The 18,561-nt window shown below is 41.8% G+C and carries 14 protein-coding genes and 1 pseudogene; 9 read left to right on the plus strand and 6 right to left on the minus strand.

Features of this window, described 5'->3' with window-relative positions:
* Nucleotides 1–3: 3 nt before the first annotated feature.
* Nucleotides 4–2,508: a glycogen/starch/alpha-glucan phosphorylase gene (locus IPL34_RS05980; protein WP_296839157.1), complete on the plus strand. Its 2,505-nt coding sequence runs from the start codon at nt 4–6 to the stop codon at nt 2,506–2,508.
* A gap of 265 nt (nt 2,509–2,773) precedes the next feature.
* Nucleotides 2,774–4,498 (plus strand): hypothetical protein, encoded by a 1,725-nt coding sequence (locus IPL34_RS05985; protein WP_296839161.1) that lies wholly within the window; start codon nt 2,774–2,776, stop codon nt 4,496–4,498.
* 21 nt (nt 4,499–4,519) lie between these two features.
* Here IPL34_RS05985 and IPL34_RS05990 read toward each other — a convergent pair whose 3' ends face one another.
* A complete protein-coding gene (locus IPL34_RS05990) occupies nt 4,520–5,509 on the minus strand; it encodes a DNA cytosine methyltransferase (RefSeq protein WP_296839164.1) in 990 nt (329 codons plus the stop codon).
* Between the two features lie 5 nt (nt 5,510–5,514).
* Nucleotides 5,515–6,357 carry an NgoPII family restriction endonuclease gene (locus IPL34_RS05995; protein ID WP_296839167.1) on the minus strand — a complete coding sequence of 281 codons (843 nt, stop codon included), beginning with the start codon at nt 6,355–6,357 and terminating at the stop codon, nt 5,515–5,517.
* A 355-nt stretch (nt 6,358–6,712) separates the two neighbouring features.
* Here IPL34_RS05995 and IPL34_RS06000 point away from each other — a divergent pair, with 355 nt between their 5' ends.
* Both IPL34_RS06000 and IPL34_RS06005 read left to right on the plus strand, forming a co-directional pair.
* On the plus strand, nt 6,713–6,907 hold the full coding sequence (locus IPL34_RS06000) for a type II toxin-antitoxin system VapB family antitoxin (protein ID WP_296839171.1): 195 nt from the start codon (nt 6,713–6,715) through the stop codon (nt 6,905–6,907).
* Complete coding sequence (locus IPL34_RS06005; protein ID WP_296839174.1) at nt 6,904–7,305, plus strand: PIN domain nuclease; 402 nt, start codon at nt 6,904–6,906, stop codon at nt 7,303–7,305. Before IPL34_RS06000 ends, IPL34_RS06005 begins: the two co-directional genes overlap by 4 nt.
* A gap of 33 nt (nt 7,306–7,338) precedes the next feature.
* On the opposite strand, the gene ispH is transcribed toward IPL34_RS06005, so the two are convergent.
* Together ispH and IPL34_RS06015 are read right to left on the minus strand one after the other, a co-directional pair.
* Entirely contained in the window at nt 7,339–8,280 is a 942-nt protein-coding gene (gene ispH, locus IPL34_RS06010) for a 4-hydroxy-3-methylbut-2-enyl diphosphate reductase (RefSeq protein WP_296839177.1), read from the minus strand.
* A 75-nt stretch (nt 8,281–8,355) separates the two neighbouring features.
* A complete protein-coding gene (locus tag IPL34_RS06015) occupies nt 8,356–8,691 on the minus strand; it encodes a hypothetical protein (protein WP_296839180.1) in 336 nt (111 codons plus the stop codon).
* Between the two features lie 281 nt (nt 8,692–8,972).
* On the opposite strand from IPL34_RS06015, the pseudogene purD reads away from it, so the two are divergent.
* Nucleotides 8,973–10,266 (plus strand): annotated as a pseudogene (gene purD / locus IPL34_RS06020) (phosphoribosylamine--glycine ligase).
* A 192-nt stretch (nt 10,267–10,458) separates the two neighbouring features.
* Complete coding sequence (locus IPL34_RS06025; RefSeq protein WP_296839183.1) at nt 10,459–11,034, plus strand: hypothetical protein; 576 nt, start codon at nt 10,459–10,461, stop codon at nt 11,032–11,034.
* A gap of 71 nt (nt 11,035–11,105) precedes the next feature.
* Here the strand turns inward: IPL34_RS06025 and typA are convergent, their stop codons facing one another.
* On the minus strand, nt 11,106–12,947 hold the full coding sequence (gene typA, locus IPL34_RS06030) for a translational GTPase TypA (RefSeq protein WP_296839185.1): 1,842 nt from the start codon (nt 12,945–12,947) through the stop codon (nt 11,106–11,108).
* A 490-nt stretch (nt 12,948–13,437) separates the two neighbouring features.
* Here typA and IPL34_RS06035 point away from each other — a divergent pair, with 490 nt between their 5' ends.
* The 3 genes from IPL34_RS06035 (at nt 13,438) to IPL34_RS06045 (ending at nt 17,981) form a co-directional block, all read left to right on the plus strand.
* Complete coding sequence (locus IPL34_RS06035; RefSeq protein WP_296839188.1) at nt 13,438–16,539, plus strand: 6-bladed beta-propeller; 3,102 nt, start codon at nt 13,438–13,440, stop codon at nt 16,537–16,539.
* A gap of 138 nt (nt 16,540–16,677) precedes the next feature.
* Entirely contained in the window at nt 16,678–17,067 is a 390-nt protein-coding gene (locus tag IPL34_RS06040) for a group II truncated hemoglobin (RefSeq protein ID WP_296839190.1), read from the plus strand.
* A 26-nt stretch (nt 17,068–17,093) separates the two neighbouring features.
* Nucleotides 17,094–17,981 (plus strand): AEC family transporter, encoded by an 888-nt coding sequence (locus tag IPL34_RS06045; protein ID WP_296839191.1) that lies wholly within the window; start codon nt 17,094–17,096, stop codon nt 17,979–17,981.
* Between the two features lies 1 nt (nt 17,982).
* Here IPL34_RS06045 and IPL34_RS06050 read toward each other — a convergent pair whose 3' ends face one another.
* Nucleotides 17,983–18,516, minus strand: coding sequence for a hypothetical protein (locus tag IPL34_RS06050; RefSeq protein WP_296839194.1), 534 nt, complete (start codon nt 18,514–18,516; stop codon nt 17,983–17,985).
* Between the last annotated feature and the right edge of the window lie 45 nt (nt 18,517–18,561).

The raw sequence follows: 18,561 nt of genomic DNA on the forward strand, positions 1-18,561 counted from the left end.
CGTATGGCAGCACCAGCACCTCAGCAAAATTGTGAAATCGAATTACAAATCCCCCAGCTTAAACCTCTTACCAATGATGCCTCTGCGATTGGCAAAGATTTTCAGCGTTATTTGACCTATCACTTAGGACGTTTTAAAGGTTGTACCCCGACTTATATTTATCAAGCACTCTCGCATACCGTGCGTGATCGCCTGATGCCCCATTGGCAACGTACTTGGATTAATCATCTCCAGCCTAATAAGCGCCGTGCGTATTATTTATCGCTAGAATTCCTAATTGGGCGTGCTTTAGGCAATAACTTGCTCAATCTGGATATGGAGCAGGGAACACGCGGTGCATTAAAAAAGTTTGCGGCGGATTTAGAGCGTGTCGAGGATAGTGAACCGGATGCAGGCTTAGGTAATGGCGGCTTAGGGCGCTTAGCGGCGTGCTTTATGGATAGCTGTGCTACCTTAGAGCTTCCAGTCTTAGGCTATGGTATTCGCTATGAATACGGTATGTTCCGCCAACGCATTGAAAATGATGAGCAAATTGAAGAACCCGATCACTGGCTGCGCGAAGGTAATCCTTGGGAAGTAGAACGCGCCGAATATAGCCAACGCATTCAATTTGGTGGCTATAGTGAACTTTATAAAAATGCGGCGGGCGAGGAGCGGGTGCGCTGGGTTGGGACACAAGATGTGTTAGCTATTCCGTTTGACGTGCCGATTGCGGGTTATAAAAATAATACCGTGAATACACTGCGGCTGTGGAAAGCCTCAGCCACCGATGAGTTTAATCTACAAGAATTTAATCAGGGTAGTTATACCGAAGCGGTGCAAGCTAAAAATGAGGCTGAGCATATTTCGATGGTGCTCTACCCCAATGACAGCAGTGAAAACGGCAAAGAATTACGTCTACGTCAGCAGTACTTTTTAGCCTCCGCGAGTCTGAAAGATGCGATTCGTTTATGGAAAAAAAGCGGCGGTGGTGATTTCAAAACCTTTGCGGCCGATAATGTGTTCCAAATGAATGACACGCATCCGACGATTGCGGTAGCGGAATTAATGCGTTTATTAGTCGATGAGCACGGTTTAGGCTGGGATGAGGCTTGGGGCATTACCACACAATGCATGGCCTATACCAATCACACTTTATTGCCTGAAGCACTGGAGCGCTGGCCGGTTTATTTATTCCGGCGTTTATTGCCGCGCCTACTTGATATTATTTATGAAATCAATGCTCGCTTCCTGCGCATTGTGTCGCGGCGTTGGCCCGGCGATACCGAACGCTTACGGCGCATGTCGATTATTGAGGAAGGCTCAGTACAGCAAGTGCGTATGGCATGGCTCGCTATTGTGGGTAGTTTTTCTATTAATGGTGTCGCGGCTTTACATTCGCAACTATTAATTGATGGTCTATTCCATGACTTTTATGAGCTATGGCCGCATAAATTTAATAATAAAACTAATGGTGTAACGCCTAGGCGTTGGATTGCATTAGCTAATCCAGAGCTAACTCAATTAGTCAGTAGTAAAATTGGCGATGGTTGGATTGCTAATTTACAAGAGCTAGAAAAACTTATTCCTTATGCAGCTAAAGAAGAAACCGCCTTTCAACAAGCGTGGCGTGAAGTCAAATATGCGAATAAACAACGCTTAGCCGCTTTAGTTCAGCAAGAATGTGGCGTGGAGTTTAATCCTAATTCACTCTTTGATGTACAGGTAAAACGTATTCACGAATATAAGCGCCAGTTACTCAATATTCTGCATGTGATACATCTCTATATTCGCCTGAAAAGCGGTAAGGCTGATAATGCAGTGAATCGCTGTGTGTTAATCGGTGGTAAAGCAGCCCCCGGCTATTTCATGGCTAAGCGCATTATTAAATTGATTAACCGTGTGGCGGATATTGTTAATCATGATGAAGAAATTGGTGAGCGTTTAAAAGTTGCCTTTATTCCTAATTATCGCGTGTCGAGTATGGAAATTATTGCTCCAGCGGCGGATTTATCTGAGCAAATTTCTACAGCGGGAAAAGAAGCCTCGGGCACGGGTAATATGAAATTCATGATGAATGGTGCACTCACGATTGGTACTTATGACGGTGCGAATATTGAGATTATGGATGCGGTCGGTGAGGAGAATTTCTTCTTATTTGGCTTAAAAGCCGATGAGGTGCAAACGCTGCGTCAAAATTATCGTCCGTGGGAAATAGCTGCACAGGATGCGGATTTAAAAGCAGTGCTCGATTTAATTAAGGCGGGTCATTTTAATGATTGTGCGCCCGGTGAGTTTGAGCCGATTTTAAATGCGGTATTGAGTGCTAATGATCCTTGGATGACTTTGGCGGACTTTAGAAGTTATGTGGAAGCGCAGGAGCAAGTGGCTAAAGCATGGCAAGATAAAGATCATTGGACACGCATGAGTATTTTGAACACGGCGCATAGTGGGTTCTTTTCTACAGATCGAACTATGCTCGAATATAACCGTGATATTTGGAAATTAAAAACGGGTGCTGGGGTTTAATTCAAAACCTCTTTTTGCGCCTTTTTGGAAACCCCTCCCTAGCTCTCCCCTTATCAAGGGAGGGGATTGGAAAGATCATGATTTGTTTGATCTTTCCTTGCTCAAAGCAATGTATCATGATCGATCTAGTACCCTTTAGAAAATAGACTACTGTCCTATTCCTCCCTTGATAAGGGGAGGTTAGGAGGGGTTTTTTAGTTAAAAGTCTTCGTGCTTAGCTTTAATCGCTATTATAATTTAGGCAGTTCCTCGTTGAGAGTGCCTTATGTCTGCTGTTCCCCCTGATTCTGCTACTCAAGTAGTACACCCTATCTCTAACACAAGACTCATAGCAAAACTACGCCTACTTTATGATAAGTACAATTCAGAAACCTGTATTGAAGAAAGATCTCGCCTTGAGTATTTAATTGAAGTAACTCATAAAGATTTAGATGATTTTGAGCAGTTAAGAGTAGTTAAATCTAATAAAGTGCATAATAGCAATAAAGGGTCACGTAGTCGGAAGTGGGTTTGGCACTCTACGGATGATTCGATTGAAAAAGAGCTAATTTCAGTTTTATCAGTTATTGAAACTTTTTTAGTATTAGGTATACATGGTTGGTTAGCATTTCATTTTGAACGTCAGTGGTGGCTTTTGATTACATCAGTAGCAGCACCAATTATCTTATTAAAGTCATCTAAGTCAATAAATTTAGGTTTAAATTGGCTATATAGTTACTCTAAAGGATTAGGCAATGCATGGGATGTTTTAATTTTAAGGCAGAAAATACTATATGGAATAATAAAATTTTTAGCATCTTTTATGGTAGTGAGTGGGGTAGCTTATTATTTATTACCTTATTATTCAGATTGGGGTTTGTTTTGGGTGGCTTTTTTTCTCAGTATGTTTGCATTTGCTTTCACGCTTGCATTTGCTTTTATAGGAACAGGAATGGGAGTAGGAGCCGGAAGAGTTGTTATGGGCGTTGTTGCAAGTACGATTATGTTGGCATTAGCAGTATCATCCGTAAGGCTAGATGTATTAGTTTTAGTGGGTGTGGTTTTAGGTACATTTGCAGGTGCGGTTGCGGTTGCGGTTGCGGTTATGGGAGAAGTAAACTTACTTAAGATTATCTTTTTAATGGTGATTTTTCCTTTTTTGGCTCTAGGTGTTTGGCTTCGTAGTTTGCTGATTCGTATATTTGCTACCTTATTATATCCTATTTATGGCTTGAGACAATTAACTAGTAACTGGAAGGAAAATTTATGGATAGTAGATTGTACACACCTTCCTGAGCTATTACCCGGAGCGCGTAGAGTTGATGATTTTTTTAGTATAAAAGGTTTGTTAAGTGATCTATCCCATCAACAGCTAGATGATAAGCTGATAGCTATCATGGCTACTACTATTTGGTATCCTCCAGCACTATTATGGCGATGGAGTTTAAAAGCCACTCTATGGCTCTGGTGGCCTTTAGCCTTATTATTAAAACCACCTTTTAAAAATAAAGTCTTAGCTGAAATAGATGAAATTGCCGATATAGTTAGTTTGCGGATTGCACGTAATAAATGGCTAGCTTTCGTAGCACTATTAGTTAGCAGTTGGCTAATACTCAGTTACTTTCCTCAATTTAAAGATTGGGTCGATACACTCGGCGATACCATTAGCAAACCCCTGACTAAACTACTAGAAATTACTCCTCCCTCCTTTGGTTTAAGACAACTAGCCCTATGGCTGTGCTGTATAGCGGCTGGAGCATTATGGGTATATGCCACTAAAGTACAACTCTGGCATACTCAAATTCTAGCCGAAGCGGATAATCTGCAAGACTTTCCCAAAGCACGCCTAGAAAAATTCATCCAACGCGCTAAAGTACTAGAACGCATTTACACCTTTGTGGTCGTAAGCTTTATCATTCTAGGCTATTCCATCATCCTATATTTAGCTCAAACCTATTACCCTGAATATGCCAAGCATTTCATCCCCGTATGGCTAGTACCTTATTTGTGAAATGACTCCTTAAAATAGGAATTAGGGGCAATTTAAATCACGATAAATCTGCTCAGCTAATACCTGTGCTAATTTAACAGGTACAGCGTTCCCAATCATTTTGTAGCCACTAGCCAGTTTCTGATAATAAAAAATAAAATCATCAGGAAAAGTTTGAATCCGCGCACACTCTCTAATACTCAACCGTCGATATAAGTGCTCCTGACCCGATATAAATTTACGCTTATCTTGCTCAATAAACTCAAACTTAGGTGCTTGAGGGTGAATAGGCGCATGACGCCCACCCGCTTGTATCGTAAAAGACACCTCATCCCACGCCCGCACTCGATTACGTGACATATAAATACTAGAAAATCCACCCGTCATATACTCATGATTAGCTACTGCACACTGCTGATTAGAGTAGTTTTTGTCTAAAGCAGGTAAGGCATTATCTTTTAAATCACCAATGGCTTCTAATAAGGTTAGGGGATTATTGGCAGTAGTAGGATCAGGAAATACAAAATTTAAATTTAAGTCACGTCGATAACCGATAAAAAACAGACGATTACGGTCTTGTGGCACACCATAGTTTGCAGCATTTAATAACTTAAAACTGAGCTGATAGCCACTTTCAGCAAATAAGGTTTTAATATTTTCTAAGGCTTGTTTATGCCTAGGCAATAACATGCCCGACACATTTTCAGCTAAAAAGAACTTAGGTTTTTTATCACGCAATATTCTAATAAACTCAAAGAATAATTGCCCTCGATGATCTTCAATCCCTCTTAAAGCTCCCGCCTCAGACCAACTTTGGCAAGGCGGTCCGCCAATAATGCCATCACAATCAGGTATATCTTGGCTCGGAATATTCGTAATGCTTCGACGATCTAAAGTAACGGTAGGGTGATTTTTTTCATAGGTTTCCCATATTTCTTTGTCATACTCATTCGCCCAAACTATGTTAAAGCCAGCTTGTGAAAACCCTAGGTCTAAGCCACCCGCACCCGCAAATAAAGCTACTATTTTCATATAATTCAAATCGAAAATTTAATAAGAATGGCGTCAATAAGCTGAGCCGGATTATCTGGATTCTTTATTTTTACTGTATCAATAGATAAAGAAGTATTAAGATCATTGAGAGCGTTTCTATCTGCTTGATCAAAGGATTCAAATTTTTCTTTGCGCATTAGACAGAAAAACTGAAAGTTTTGATGAGATGTACTTAAATTAAGATAAGAAAAAACCTTTCTTGGATTTTCTATATGCCACATCCCTCTTATTCTAAGATCGGTGATGCCAAGAGGATCAACTTTTTTAACTTTCCCTAGTTCATTGGTTTTGGAAAACTCCACATCAGGAATAGAGTTAATCCCATTGGCAATGGTAGTAGTTATTCTTTCATATGTTTCAGGTGAGGCACAGTAAACATCACCATAGATAAACCAAAGATTTTTAATAGTGTCATCGCTAGTTTGACCAATGACATAGATTAGGTCTTTAGCACTCCATGGCTCACAAGTTTTACAACTAGCAGTAATCATAGAGCTATTAGAGTAAAGTTTTGACTTAGGGTAGGAGCTATTTAAGGCTATAGCACTACCAGCACTTTGAATTTTTTTGATTTCTACTGCGTCACCATTTTTAATCATCAAATCAGGTGGGTTATTTTGATTGCCAAGATAAGAAAAAACTTGAGCGTATTTTTCTAGCTTTTGAGCATCAGTATGTTGAGTATTACAATTGGCTAACAGATCTTTAATATATAATTCTAGTGATGCACCAACAGCGTTAATTCTATTTCTACCTGAATCCCTGTCAGTAACCTTCAATATTGGGTTCTGTACTAAATTTTTGATTGCTATAAGTATATTAGACATATTGGAAGTGGCTCTAAATTTTATAAGGCAAATAATGAAAGATAACCCTTAGTAAATAGCGGATATATAGCTTTTAGTAAGTACAGTGGCTCTCTAAATAATTATCTATTTTAAATTAAAATGAGCGATTTAAAAAGCAATTGGCTCAACCGTAGCTTCTATACGCGCCAACTTAAGCTCCTAACCTTATGATTATATAAATATACCTCCATTTCTCTACATGATTTTAACAGGATTAGGGTAGGGCTGAATAAACCTTGGATGCTAGGAACACTGTGGCTATACGCCATTTTAGACTTGCCATCAACCTCCCATAGTCATAGTATGGTGTGTATGATTTCATTGGGTTATACACATGCGAACTAACATAGTGATTGATGAAGTTCTGATTCAAAACGTACTTAAAGAAACAGGCTTAAAAACCAAAAAAGAAGCAGTAGAACAAGGTTTACAGCTACTCCTACGCCTCACACGCCAAGCACGCATTCGTGAGTTTCGAGGCAAATTACCATGGGAAGGTGATCTAGATCAGCAGAGACAAGAACGATGATTTTTGTCGATTCTAGCGTATGGATTGATTACTTTAATGGCAAAGTGACCGCACAAACCGATTGGCTGGATCAGATCTTAGGCGTTCAGCCCGTAGCCACAGGCGAGTTGATTTTAACCGAAGTACTGCAAGGGTTTAAACAAGATGAACACTACGCACAGGCTAAGCAGCTCCTATTATCTTTAGATCAAATACCGATGCTCACTACAGCAATAGCCTTGCAAAGCGCTGAAAATTTTAGAAGTCTACGCAAACAAGGCATTACTATTAGAAAAACTATTGATGTCTTAATTGCCACCTTTTGTATTAACCAACAATTACCACTTTTACATGCTGATAAAGATTTTGAGCCATTTCATCAATATTATGGTTTAAAGCGTGCGCTACCCAGTCACTAGCCACCCTAGTGACTCATTAGATAGCTAAGAGACTCACTCCACCCGCAGTTCCTTAGGCAAAACAAACGAAATATTTTCCGTAATCCCCGAATTTTGAAACTGCACATTCGCCCCGCGCTGACGCAAATGATCAATCACCCCTTGCACCAATACCTCTGGCGCTGACGCCCCCGCCGTCAAACCAATCTGTGATTTACCCGCCAGCCATTCCTCCTGAATATCCTCAGCATCATCAATCAAATACGCCGGAATACCGCGCTTTTCAGCCATTTCACGCAGCCGATTAGAATTAGAACTATTCGGCGACCCCACCACTAACACCAAATCCGAATCTTCCGCCAGCTTTTTCAAAGCATCTTGGCGATTTTGCGTGGCATAACAAATATCATCCTTTTTAGGACCAATAATCGCCGCAAACTTAGTACGTAAGGCATTGATTACAATCTCGGTATCATCCACCGATAAAGTAGTTTGCGTGACATACGCCAACTTACTCGGATCACGCACCTCCAGCGCGTCCACCTCAGCAGGTGAATCCACCCGATAAATCGCCCCGCCAAAACTGGTATCATATTGCCCCATCGTGCCTTCCACTTCTGGGTGATTTTTGTGACCGATTAAAATGGTTTCGCGCCCTTCCTTGCTATAGCGCAGTACTTCCATATGTACCTTAGTCACCAAGGGACAAGTCGCATCAAATACTTTCAAACCTCGGCGCAAGGCTTCATCCTGTACTGCCCGCGATACGCCATGCGCACTAAAAATCACGGTCGCATTATCCGGTACTTCATCTAACTCTTGGACAAAGATCGCGCCTTTATCGCGTAAATCATTGACTACAAAACGATTATGAACCACTTCATGGCGTACATAAATCGGTGCACCGAGTACTTCAAGGGCACGGTTTACAATTTCAATTGCACGATCTACGCCCGCACAAAAGCCGCGTGGGGTAGCTAGGGTGACTTGTCGCATACAGGATTCACTACTTATTAAAACGAAGAGGGCTAGCTTAAAGAATTAATGTGTAGTTTTCGAGAAGCTAGTCGCTTAGCGTGGATTAGGCAGAGGAATTAAGTTGCGCGTATTCATATAGCAGGTAGGGCGATGGCTCAGCGGGGGATAGACTTCTAGCCAGTATTCACCGCCCTCACGTATCAATTTAGTGGTGGTGGAGGCGATGGTTACTATAGCACCGCGTTTAACTTGGGTCATGCGGCTACTTTCAGCGGTAGGACGGCGGTAGCAAGGAGCGGTTGCATTGACGCTTTGGGTTTGATAATAGAGGGCTACCTCACGCCCAACGGGTAAGGGATTAGAGTTGGCTTCTTGATCCAGACATTGACCCAAGGTCAGGATAGTCATCACCAGTCCACAATGTTGCATAGCAGTTCCTTTGCGTCGGTTAGGTGTGGGCGATGAGCAGTTATCAGGCAACCTGTGTACTCGTTTAAAGCATGAAAAGATAATTACAGGACACCTCCTTCTATATCTGTTATGAAAAACGCTTAACGGCAAAAGCTGCCCGCTAAGCGTAGGGTTTTGGAGAGCAACTGGTTTAGCAACCGGTTAAATAAGTTGGGGTTTCAATGCTTGAATATAGCCCTTATTAGGGCTTTAATGAGCGCCTTTCTGGTGAAGGTTGATTTAAAATTTTAGGAGTCGTCATGAAGGTTCTAGTTATAGGTAATGGTGGGCGTGAACATGCTTTAGCTTGGAAGCTAGCGCAATCACCCCAAGTCACTGAAGTACTGGTTGCCCCCGGTAATTCGGGCACTGCCCTAGAGCCAAAAGTGCGTAATGTAGCTATAGCAGCCGATCACATTACTGATCTGGTACAGATGGCGAAAGATGAAGGGGTAGTCTTAACCGTGGGAAAATTTTGAAATTACGCTAGTATTAGGAGTAGTGGATGCGTTTCGGGCAGCAGGTTTACGTTGTTTTGGTCCGACACAACAAGCGGCGCAATTAGAGGGTTCTAAAGCTTTCACTAAAGATTTTCTCGCACGCCATAACATTCCTACGGCGAGCTACGGCAATTTTACCGATATAGCTGAGGCTGAAGCTTATATCCGTAAACAGGGCGCACCCATTGTAATTAAGGCGGATGGCTTAGCCGCAGGGAAAGGAGTGATTCTGGCGCAAACTGAGGATGAAGCTATTACAGCAGTACGCGATATGCTAGCAGGTAATGCCTTTGGTGCTGCGGGGCATAGAGTGGTAGTTGAAGAGTTTTTGCATGGTGAGGAAGCCAGTTTTATCGTGATGGTTGATGGTAAAAATATTCTCCCTATGGCGAGTTCTCAAGATCATAAAGCGCGTAATAATGGTGATACAGGTCCTAACACGGGAGGTATGGGAGCATATTCGCCCGCTCCGGTTGTCACACCAGCGATGCACGAACGTATTATGCGCGAAGTGATTGTCCCTACAGTGGAAGGGATGGCGGCGGATGGTATTCCTTACACAGGCTTTTTATATGCCGGAGTGATGATCGATCAAAACAGTGTACCTAAAGTCTTAGAATTTAATTGTCGTTTTGGTGATCCCGAAACGCAGCCGATTATGATGCGTTTGCAGTCTGATTTAGTGGAGTTAGTCGAGGCTGCTTTGGATGATCGCCTCGATCAAGTCACGGCTCAGTGGGATAGTCGGGCTGCTTTAGGGGTGGTATTAGCGGCGGGTAATTACCCCGAAGGCTCGTCTAAAGGTGAAGTGATTAGTGGCTTAGACCAAGCAGCACAGTTACCCGGTAAGGTGTTCCACGCCGGAGCCAGCTTACAAGACGGCAAGGTACTTACGAATGGCGGGCGGGTCTTATGTGCAGTGGGCTTGGGGCATACGGTGACTGAGGCACAAGGTCAAGCTTATGATTTGGTGAATACGCTGCATTGGAATCAAGTTTATTTCCGTACTGATATTGGTCATCGCGCGATTGCACGCGAAATATCACAATCTTAAGAGCGCTCAAGTGCCAGTCAGGTGCTAGCTTTTAAACTATTTCTAGTTTTTCAAGCGGCTAAACAGTGCAGGGGTAAAAGTCATTTTATCCCTATGATTTCGGTAATAATCTGGATGGACGGTGGGAACTTTGTGGGCTATATAATCAGTCTAAGTGCTGATTAAATATTAATTTATGCAAGGGGTAAATAAATGAAACTAACAACAATAACAATCATGTCTCTTTTAGCGTTTTCTTTAAGTACTGCGTGGGCGAATGAGGATTTAGAGGCTGTGCCTGCCAGTGAGGAGATTCAAATTCTGGCTAGTATTAATGATGCCACTGCTGCTCAAGTAGGTACTCAATTGGCGGCTAATGAAGTCGATACTATTGAGATTCCTGCTGAGGAAACCACTACTGAGGCAGCACCTGCCGATGAGGAAATGGTCGTTTCCGAGGAAGTCATGCAAGTATGCGAAAACGCTGCTCAAGAAGAGGGTGTGACGGAAGAAGCGATGGAAGCGTTTATGCAAAATTGTATCGATGAAAATAGCGGTACTTTAGTAGAAGAGTCTGAGGTTGAAAGTTCAGCGGCTGATACCATGACTGAGGATGAGATGGTGGCTGATGAGGCGGGGGTAGCTGATTTAAGCCAGCCAGAAATGGCAACGGAAGAAGTAATAGAGGACGAAGGCATGCAAACTGTAGCGGATGAAGGTGCGGCGGTTGATGATCCTAATGCTTATGTCATGACAGGTTCGGAAGGGACTGAGGAAGTTGCTCAATAAGCACTAAAACATTGAGCTGGCTATTAAGTAAAAGGGCACTATGCAAGTGCCCTTTTTTTATAAGCAATGCTTTACTCTTGATTAGCTTTAAACGCTCTTTTGCGCTCGTGCTCTAATAAGAAACGCTTACGAATCCGAATACTTTGTGGCGTGACTTCCACTAATTCATCATCATCAATAAATTCCAGCGCTTGCTCTAGTGTGTAGCGAATCGGTGGGGTGAGAATTAAGTTCTCGTCTGTACCCGCAGCACGAATATTGGTGAGTTGCTTAGCCTTGAGCGGATTGACTACTAAGTCATTATCGCGGCTATGAATACCAATGACCATGCCTTCATATACTTCTTCACCGTGACCAATGAATAAGCGTCCGCGATCTTGCAGATTGAATAAGGCATAAGCTAACGCTTTACCGGTGGCATTGGCAATCATCACGCCATTAATACGTTGACCAATACTACCGGATTTGTAAGGACCATAATGAGAGAAGGTGTGATAGAGCAGACCTGTCCCAGACGTTGAAGTCATGAACTCGGTTTGGAAACCAATCAAGCCGCGTGATGGAATCATATATTGTAAGCGCACCCGACCTTTACCATCGGGAACCATATCTTTTAGCTCACCACGACGTAAGCCTAGCGCTTCCATGATAGTACCTTGATGTTGCTCTTCAATATCAACCGATACATCTTCGTAAGGCTCTTGTTTCTCACCATCTACTTCTTTAATGATGACTTCAGGGCGCGATACCGCGAGTTCATACCCCTCACGGCGCATATTCTCGATTAAGATACCGAGATGTAATTCACCACGACCGGAGACACGGAATTTTTCAGGATCATCGGTAGGCTCTACTCGTAGCGCAACGTTATGCAGAAGTTCTTGGGCTAAACGTTCTTGTAGGCGGCGTGATGAAGTTCCGGTCTTGACTTCTTTGCCTGAGAACGGAGACGTATTGACTTGGAAGGTCATAGTCACAGTAGGCTCATCAATGGTGAGCGGTGGTAGAGCGACTACATTGTCTGGATCACAAATGGTGTCCGAAATATACAGCTCATCCATACCAGAGAAAGCAATAATATCGCCCGCTTGTGCTTCAGGTACTTCAATGCGCTCTAAGCCATGAAAGCCGAGTATTTTTAAAATACGTCCACCACGCACTGCGCCATTCACATCAATAGCTTTAATTTGAGTATTAGAGCGAATTTTACCTTGCTTAATACGCCCAATCCCAATAATCCCTAAATAAGGATTGTAATCGAGCGAGCTGATTTGCATTTGGAAAGGAGCATCGACTTCAACATCGGGTGCGGCTACGTGCTTAATAATCGTTTGGAATAATGGGGTCATATCACCACTATTCACATGCTCTTCTAAACCCGCAAAACCATTAAGTGCTGAAGCATAAACCACTGGGAAATCCAATTGCTCATCGGTAGCACCCAAGTTATCAAATAGGCTAAATACCTGATCCATCACTTTGGCAGGATCAGCACCGGGACGGTCAATTTTATTAATCACCACAATTGGTTTTAAGCCGTGTGAGAATGCTTTTTGGGTCACAAAGCGCGTTTGCGGCATAGGGCCATCCACCGCATCGACGAGTAGTAGTACCGAGTCTACCATCGATAATACCCGCTCGACTTCACCACCAAAGTCAGCATGTCCGGGAGTATCGACAATATTGATGCGGTATTCAATGCCATCAGCCGGATTCGTCCAACGGATCGCAGTATTCTTTGCCAAAATGGTAATGCCGCGTTCTTTTTCTAATGCATTAGAGTCCATCATGCGCTCATCTACCTGAGCGCGGGCATCTAAAGTGCCGGATTGTTGTAGTAATTTATCAACTAAAGTGGTCTTGCCATGGTCAACGTGGGCAATGATGGCAATATTACGTAAATTCTGGATCACAGTCAGAGTACTCAAAGAGAGAAAATTAAGGCGCGATTATAGCGGGATGGCGCGGACTATATAAGGGATAACTTGCTTATCTTGCAATAAAGTAGTTCACAGGCTGGAGTACATACCCGATAAATTCTGCTATTGATTAGGGGGGCTCTACTATGGCAGGGTCACTGTTTCTTATTTTATAAAAAACAGCCTTAAAATATTATCTATTATAATTTAAGCCAAAAAATTTATTAAAATATCTAATAAGTAAATATTTTTAATTTATAGTAAAATTTAACTAGAACTATCCAGTGAATAATAATTGTTTAATTAAATTAATTTTAATAAGATGTTTTCAGTGTGTCAGTTGTTTACCTAATAGATATTAGATTGGTTAAATAATTCTACTCATCAGTTTTTATATAAAATTAGTCCTTATTTAATGAGGGTATCATTTATGTTATATAAATTTTTTATGTTAAATAAATATTTTCTTTGGTGTTTAATATTCATGCCTTTGTGGTTGATTCTGATTACACCTGCATATGCTGTAGAGGTTCCTCCCGACTTCATTAGTGGCTATGGGAGTGGTGGCATTATTGGCTATGCACGTAGTGTTGCTGTGGATAGTAATGGAAATGTGTATGTAGCCGATGCTAATAAAAGTCGTATTGCAAAGTTTAATAGTAATGGTGATTTTATCAAAATGTGGGGACACCCAGGGTCGGGGCAGGGAGAGTTTGGCGGTCTAATGGGTTATATTGCTATCGATAGTAGAAATATAATTTATTTGGCTGATAACACTAATCATCGTATTCAGAAGTTTGATGTTGAAGGTAATTTTATTGGGCAAATTGCTACACGAGATACGACGGGTGAATTAAGCCCGTTTGGCATTGCTATTAGTAGTAATGGAACTATATATATATCGGATCAAGTTTATAATCTTATTGCTAAATTCAGTAGCGCCGGTATTTATTTAGGGAAATGGGGTTCAAGTGGATCAGCTAATGGGCAGTTTCAAAATCCGGGCGGTTTAAGAGTTGATGCAGCCGGATATGTTTATGTAGCAGATGACTATAACCATAGAGTGCAAAAGTTTGATGCTAATGGGGTTTATCAGACCAAGTGGGGGACTGAAGGTACAGCCAATGGCCAGTTTACTTATTTAGGTGATTTAACCATCGATAGCGCAGGTTTTATTTATGTAGCTGACTATCTCAATGATCGCATCCAGAAGTTTTCTAATACAGGTATTTTTCAGGCTACTTGGGGACGCTCTGGTAGTGCATTAGGTCAATTGTCTCGTCCTATAGGTATCGCAGCCACTAATAGTGGATATGTTTATGTAGTCGATGGTAATGCAAGAGTTAATAAATTTACTTTAGCGGGTGCTCCAGTTAAGTATTTTGCTGGTATAAATGACTATACTAAAAATGGTACTCTAAATTTTCCACATGACATTGCAGTAGATAGTAGTGGAAATATGTATGTATCTGATACTGACAATCATAGAGTTCAAAAATTTAATGCCAATGGTCAGTTTGTTTCTAATTGGGGTCAGTATGGTGAGGGGCTAGGCGATTTTTGGTATCCCTTAGGTCTGGCTATAGATACTAATAATAATATTTATGTGGCTGATAGTTATAATCACCGTATTCAGAAATTTACTAATACAGGTGTATTTATCGCTAGCTATGGAGAGTATGGCAGTAATAATGGACAGTTTAAATACCCTGAAGATGTTGCTCTAGATAATGTAGGTAATATTTATGTGGTCGATACTGATAATAACCGTATTCAAAAACTGAATAGCAATGGGGTATATATAACAAAATGGGGGAGTAGCGGATCTAATAATAGTCAGTTTTCCTTAGCGCGTCAGGTGGCTTTAGATATTTATAATAATGTATATGTAGTTGAGGAGGGAAATCATAGAGTCCAAAAGTTTACTAGTTCAGGCTCATTTTTAGCGAAATGGGGTATACATGGTGATCGAGACGGACAATTATTTTGGCCTTATGGTATGGCTTTAGATAGACGAAATAATGTTTTTTTAGGGGATTATTACTCAGGCATTCAGAAATTTACTAATCTAGGTAGTTTTCTGATGCGTTGGAGTGACAGCGGTTATAACGATGGTTATACCACTACCATTAGAGGTATGGTTTTAGATAATAAAGGCACTCTCTATGTCACTGATCGAGGCACAGGTGTTCAGTTATTTACTTATCCGCCTACTTTATCGGCTACTATTGCTAGTACTAGCATAAATCTAGTTTGGAATGATCCTTCCTACCAAGAAACAGGTTTTAGAGTAGAGCGTTGCACAGGGGCTACCTGCACTAATTTTGTAGTAGTGAGTTCACCAGCAGCCAATGTTTTAAGCTTTAATAATGCGGGTTTAGCTCCTTCCACTACTTATCTTTATCGTATTAGAGCAGTTTATGGTTCTAAATTGAGTTCTTATTCGTCGATTCTCACTACTACAACACGTGCGGAGCCTGTTGCGCCTAATAGCTTAGTAGCACAAGTATTATCAGGCACTCAAGTTCGCCTTACATGGCGAGATGCCAGCATAGATGAAACTAACTTTTCCTTAGAGCGCTGTGCAGGAGTAAGATGTACCAGTTTTGCTGTGATTGCTAGCCCTGCTGCAAACACTACTACTTATACCAATACAGATTTAAGTTCAGGTATTACCTATCGCTATAGAATTAGAATGTATCGTGATCCAGACTATTCGAGCTATTCTAATATAGTGGATATAACCCCTTTTGATATGAATGCTCCAACAGAGTTAAGTGCCGCTGCCATTTCTAGTACACAAGTGCAACTAGATTGGGTCGACAATAGTTTGGATGAAACTAATTTTAGAGTAGAGCGTTGTGCGGGGGCGACTTGTACTAACTTTGTTGGAGTTGCAACAGTTCCTGCGGATGAGGCAACGACTTTGCAAACAGGTTTGGTGGCGGGGACTACCTATCGTTATCGGGTACGTGCTTATCGTGCTCCCAATTTCTCAGCTTATTCCAATATAGTTCAAGTGACTCCTCAGTTGCCCAATGCTTTAACCAGCGTACAAACCAAGGTTTTATCTAGTACTCAAGTGCGGCTTACTTGGGCATTGACTAATTTAGATGAGTCTGAAGCCAGAATAGAACGTTGTGCGGGAGCAGGTTGTACCAACTTTGCACAAATCGGGGTGGTAAGTGCCTATACTGCTGTTTATATCAATGGCAGTTTGACACCGAATACTCTCTATCGCTATCGCATCCGTGCCTATCGCAATGGTGAGTATTCAGCTTATTCAAGCATCGTCGAAGCTATCCCTAAATTACCTGTTGTACCTACTAATCTAAGAGCTACAGTATCCGCTGGACAAGCGAAACTGAGCTGGGTAGATAACAGCCGCGATGAAACCAATTTTAGAGTAGAGCGCTGCACAGGTGTGGGGTGTACTAACTTTGCTCAGATTGCTACAACCGCAGCTAATAAAGCAACCTATACTCAAGCGGGTTTAGTGGCGGGTACTACTTATCGCTATCGAGTAAGGGCGTATCGTTTGCCTGAGTATTCTGCCTATTCCAATATTATTGATGTGAGACCTTAAGTTAAATCTAGTCTTTAACTAGACCATCCTGCTACTGATAATCAGTGGCAGGATTATTTCAAATTTAGTAATTCTCAATTTAGCCCCCCTATAAATCTCGCTACACTACTCGCCTTTTGAGTTTATAGGAGTCCAGCGATGGATTTAACCCAAACGCATTACGCTCAACTAGGGGGCGAAGCGGCAGTACTTCAACTAGCCACACGCTTTTATGAAATTATGGATACCATTCCAGAAGCATGGGAACTGCGCAAACTGCACCCACAAGATTTAATCATTTCACGCGATAAGTTATTTAAGTTTTTATCCGGTTGGCTTGGTGGTCCGCCGCTCTACGTGCAAGAGTATGGTCATCCTATGCTCAGAGCGCGTCATTTACCTTTTCCGATTAATATGCAAATGCGTGATCAATGGCTACTGTGTATGGATCAGGCACTCGCTGAACAAGTGAGTGATATTCAGCTCAAACAAGCGCTACAATTCGCTTTCCGCCAAACGGCTGACCATATGCGTAATCAGGCGGGATAGGGCGTTTTAATCATTGAGTACTTTATATGCTAGAGCTAGTGCTTCGTATTTTTGGAATTATTTTCCCAGTATTTGCTTGTGCGGGCATGGGTGCAGCGTATGGCTATCGCTTTCGCATTAATCTAGGGGTGATTAATCAAATCAATATGGATGTATTCACCCCCATATTAGTGTTTTGGGTGTTAGTGGATAAGCCATTTGATTGGGGTACTTATAGCACCTTAGCTTTGGCTGGAACAGTGGTAGTGTTGGGTTCTGGGTTGGTACTACTACCGCTGGTGTGGTTGTTTAAGATTAATGCTAAAACCTTTTTGCCACCGATGATGTTTAATAATTCTGGCAATATGGGGCTACCTCTCATGCTGTTTGCCTTTGGTGAGACAGCATTGCAGGCGGGAGTAGTACTATTTTTAATGGAGATGATTCTGCATTTTACTGTGGGCATGTTTATTTTAGATCATCGCACGCGCCCGTGGACGCTGCTCAAAATGCCCATGATCCAAGCCACTATTTTAGGTTTAGTGTTTAGCACCTTTCATATCGCCATCCCTGAGCCGATAGCCAATACCATCAAACTTATGGGGCAGGTTGCCATTCCTTTAATGCTGTTTGCCTTAGGGGTACGCTTATTGGATATTAATTTTCGTGATTGGAAATTAGGCGTGTTAGGTGCGTTTGCAGCGCCCTTATCGGGCATAGTGTGTGCTGTAGCCTTTCAAATGGTGATGCCTTTAGGTCAAGAGCAATTTGCTTGGTTATTGCTATTTGCGGCCTTACCACCCGCAGTATTAAATGTATTAGTATCCGAGCGTTATCGACAAGAGCCAGAAAAAGTAGCTTCGATAGTATTAATGGGTAATTTAGGCAGTTTAATTGCTATTCCCTTGACTTTATATTTTGCTCTTCCTCATTAGTTTATAGCGCTTTAATAATATGTACTTGTAGCGGTATTTTAGAGCCATCTGCTAAGTTTAACTCACCTTCAATATAACGTAAGGCTCCAAAATTGAGATAACGAGCAATAACCTGCCCATTTTCATGATTAACAGGAGTAGTATCACCGCCAATAGTAATACTTACCACCGGTTGCTCATAATCTTGGTCAAGCCCCAAAAAAACTAAATCTTGATTAGGTAATGGATTCCAAGGATCAAACTCACGTGCTAAACGATCAGCCAAACCACTGACTTTTAAACCTGCTAAACCTTGCGGCGTTTTTATCGGTTTAGGGTCATAAGTATTGCGTGGTAATAATTGTGTCATCCATCCTTCAATGAGATTAGTTAAATGCCGATACAGTTTACGTGACCAACCTGCAGGCCCCATTACGGCAGGTTTGGTAAATTGCTCATAGTTATAACTCAATTGTTGTGAGTGTTGCGCTAATTGTTCAGAAGGTAAAGGCGCTGAACTTGGCAACAGTGGACGCCCATTAATTGGTGTTGTCATCTATTCGTCCTTGAAAGCCCTAGTAAATGCAATTGACTTTTGTAC

Source organism: Thiofilum sp. (genome assembly GCF_016711335.1).
In the GTDB taxonomy this organism is placed as follows: Bacteria; Pseudomonadota; Gammaproteobacteria; order Thiotrichales; family Thiotrichaceae; genus Thiofilum.

What these genes read in the sequence shown, in the direction of transcription:
- IPL34_RS05980 (WP_296839157.1), top strand. Translation starts at nt 4, where the DNA reads ATGGCAGCACCAGCACCTCAGCAAAATTGTGAAATCGAATTACAAATC.
- IPL34_RS05985 (WP_296839161.1), top strand. Translation starts at nt 2,774, where the DNA reads ATGTCTGCTGTTCCCCCTGATTCTGCTACTCAAGTAGTACACCCTATC.
- IPL34_RS05990 (WP_296839164.1), bottom strand. Translation starts at nt 5,509, where the DNA reads ATGAAAATAGTAGCTTTATTTGCGGGTGCGGGTGGCTTAGACCTAGGG.
- IPL34_RS05995 (WP_296839167.1), bottom strand. Translation starts at nt 6,357, where the DNA reads ATGTCTAATATACTTATAGCAATCAAAAATTTAGTACAGAACCCAATA.
- IPL34_RS06000 (WP_296839171.1), top strand. Translation starts at nt 6,713, where the DNA reads ATGCGAACTAACATAGTGATTGATGAAGTTCTGATTCAAAACGTACTT.
- IPL34_RS06005 (WP_296839174.1), top strand. Translation starts at nt 6,904, where the DNA reads ATGATTTTTGTCGATTCTAGCGTATGGATTGATTACTTTAATGGCAAA.
- ispH (WP_296839177.1), bottom strand. Translation starts at nt 8,280, where the DNA reads ATGCGACAAGTCACCCTAGCTACCCCACGCGGCTTTTGTGCGGGCGTA.
- IPL34_RS06015 (WP_296839180.1), bottom strand. Translation starts at nt 8,691, where the DNA reads ATGCAACATTGTGGACTGGTGATGACTATCCTGACCTTGGGTCAATGT.
- IPL34_RS06025 (WP_296839183.1), top strand. Translation starts at nt 10,459, where the DNA reads ATGAAACTAACAACAATAACAATCATGTCTCTTTTAGCGTTTTCTTTA.
- IPL34_RS06035 (WP_296839188.1), top strand. Translation starts at nt 13,438, where the DNA reads ATGCCTTTGTGGTTGATTCTGATTACACCTGCATATGCTGTAGAGGTT.
- IPL34_RS06040 (WP_296839190.1), top strand. Translation starts at nt 16,678, where the DNA reads ATGGATTTAACCCAAACGCATTACGCTCAACTAGGGGGCGAAGCGGCA.
- IPL34_RS06045 (WP_296839191.1), top strand. Translation starts at nt 17,094, where the DNA reads ATGCTAGAGCTAGTGCTTCGTATTTTTGGAATTATTTTCCCAGTATTT.
- IPL34_RS06050 (WP_296839194.1), bottom strand. Translation starts at nt 18,516, where the DNA reads ATGACAACACCAATTAATGGGCGTCCACTGTTGCCAAGTTCAGCGCCT.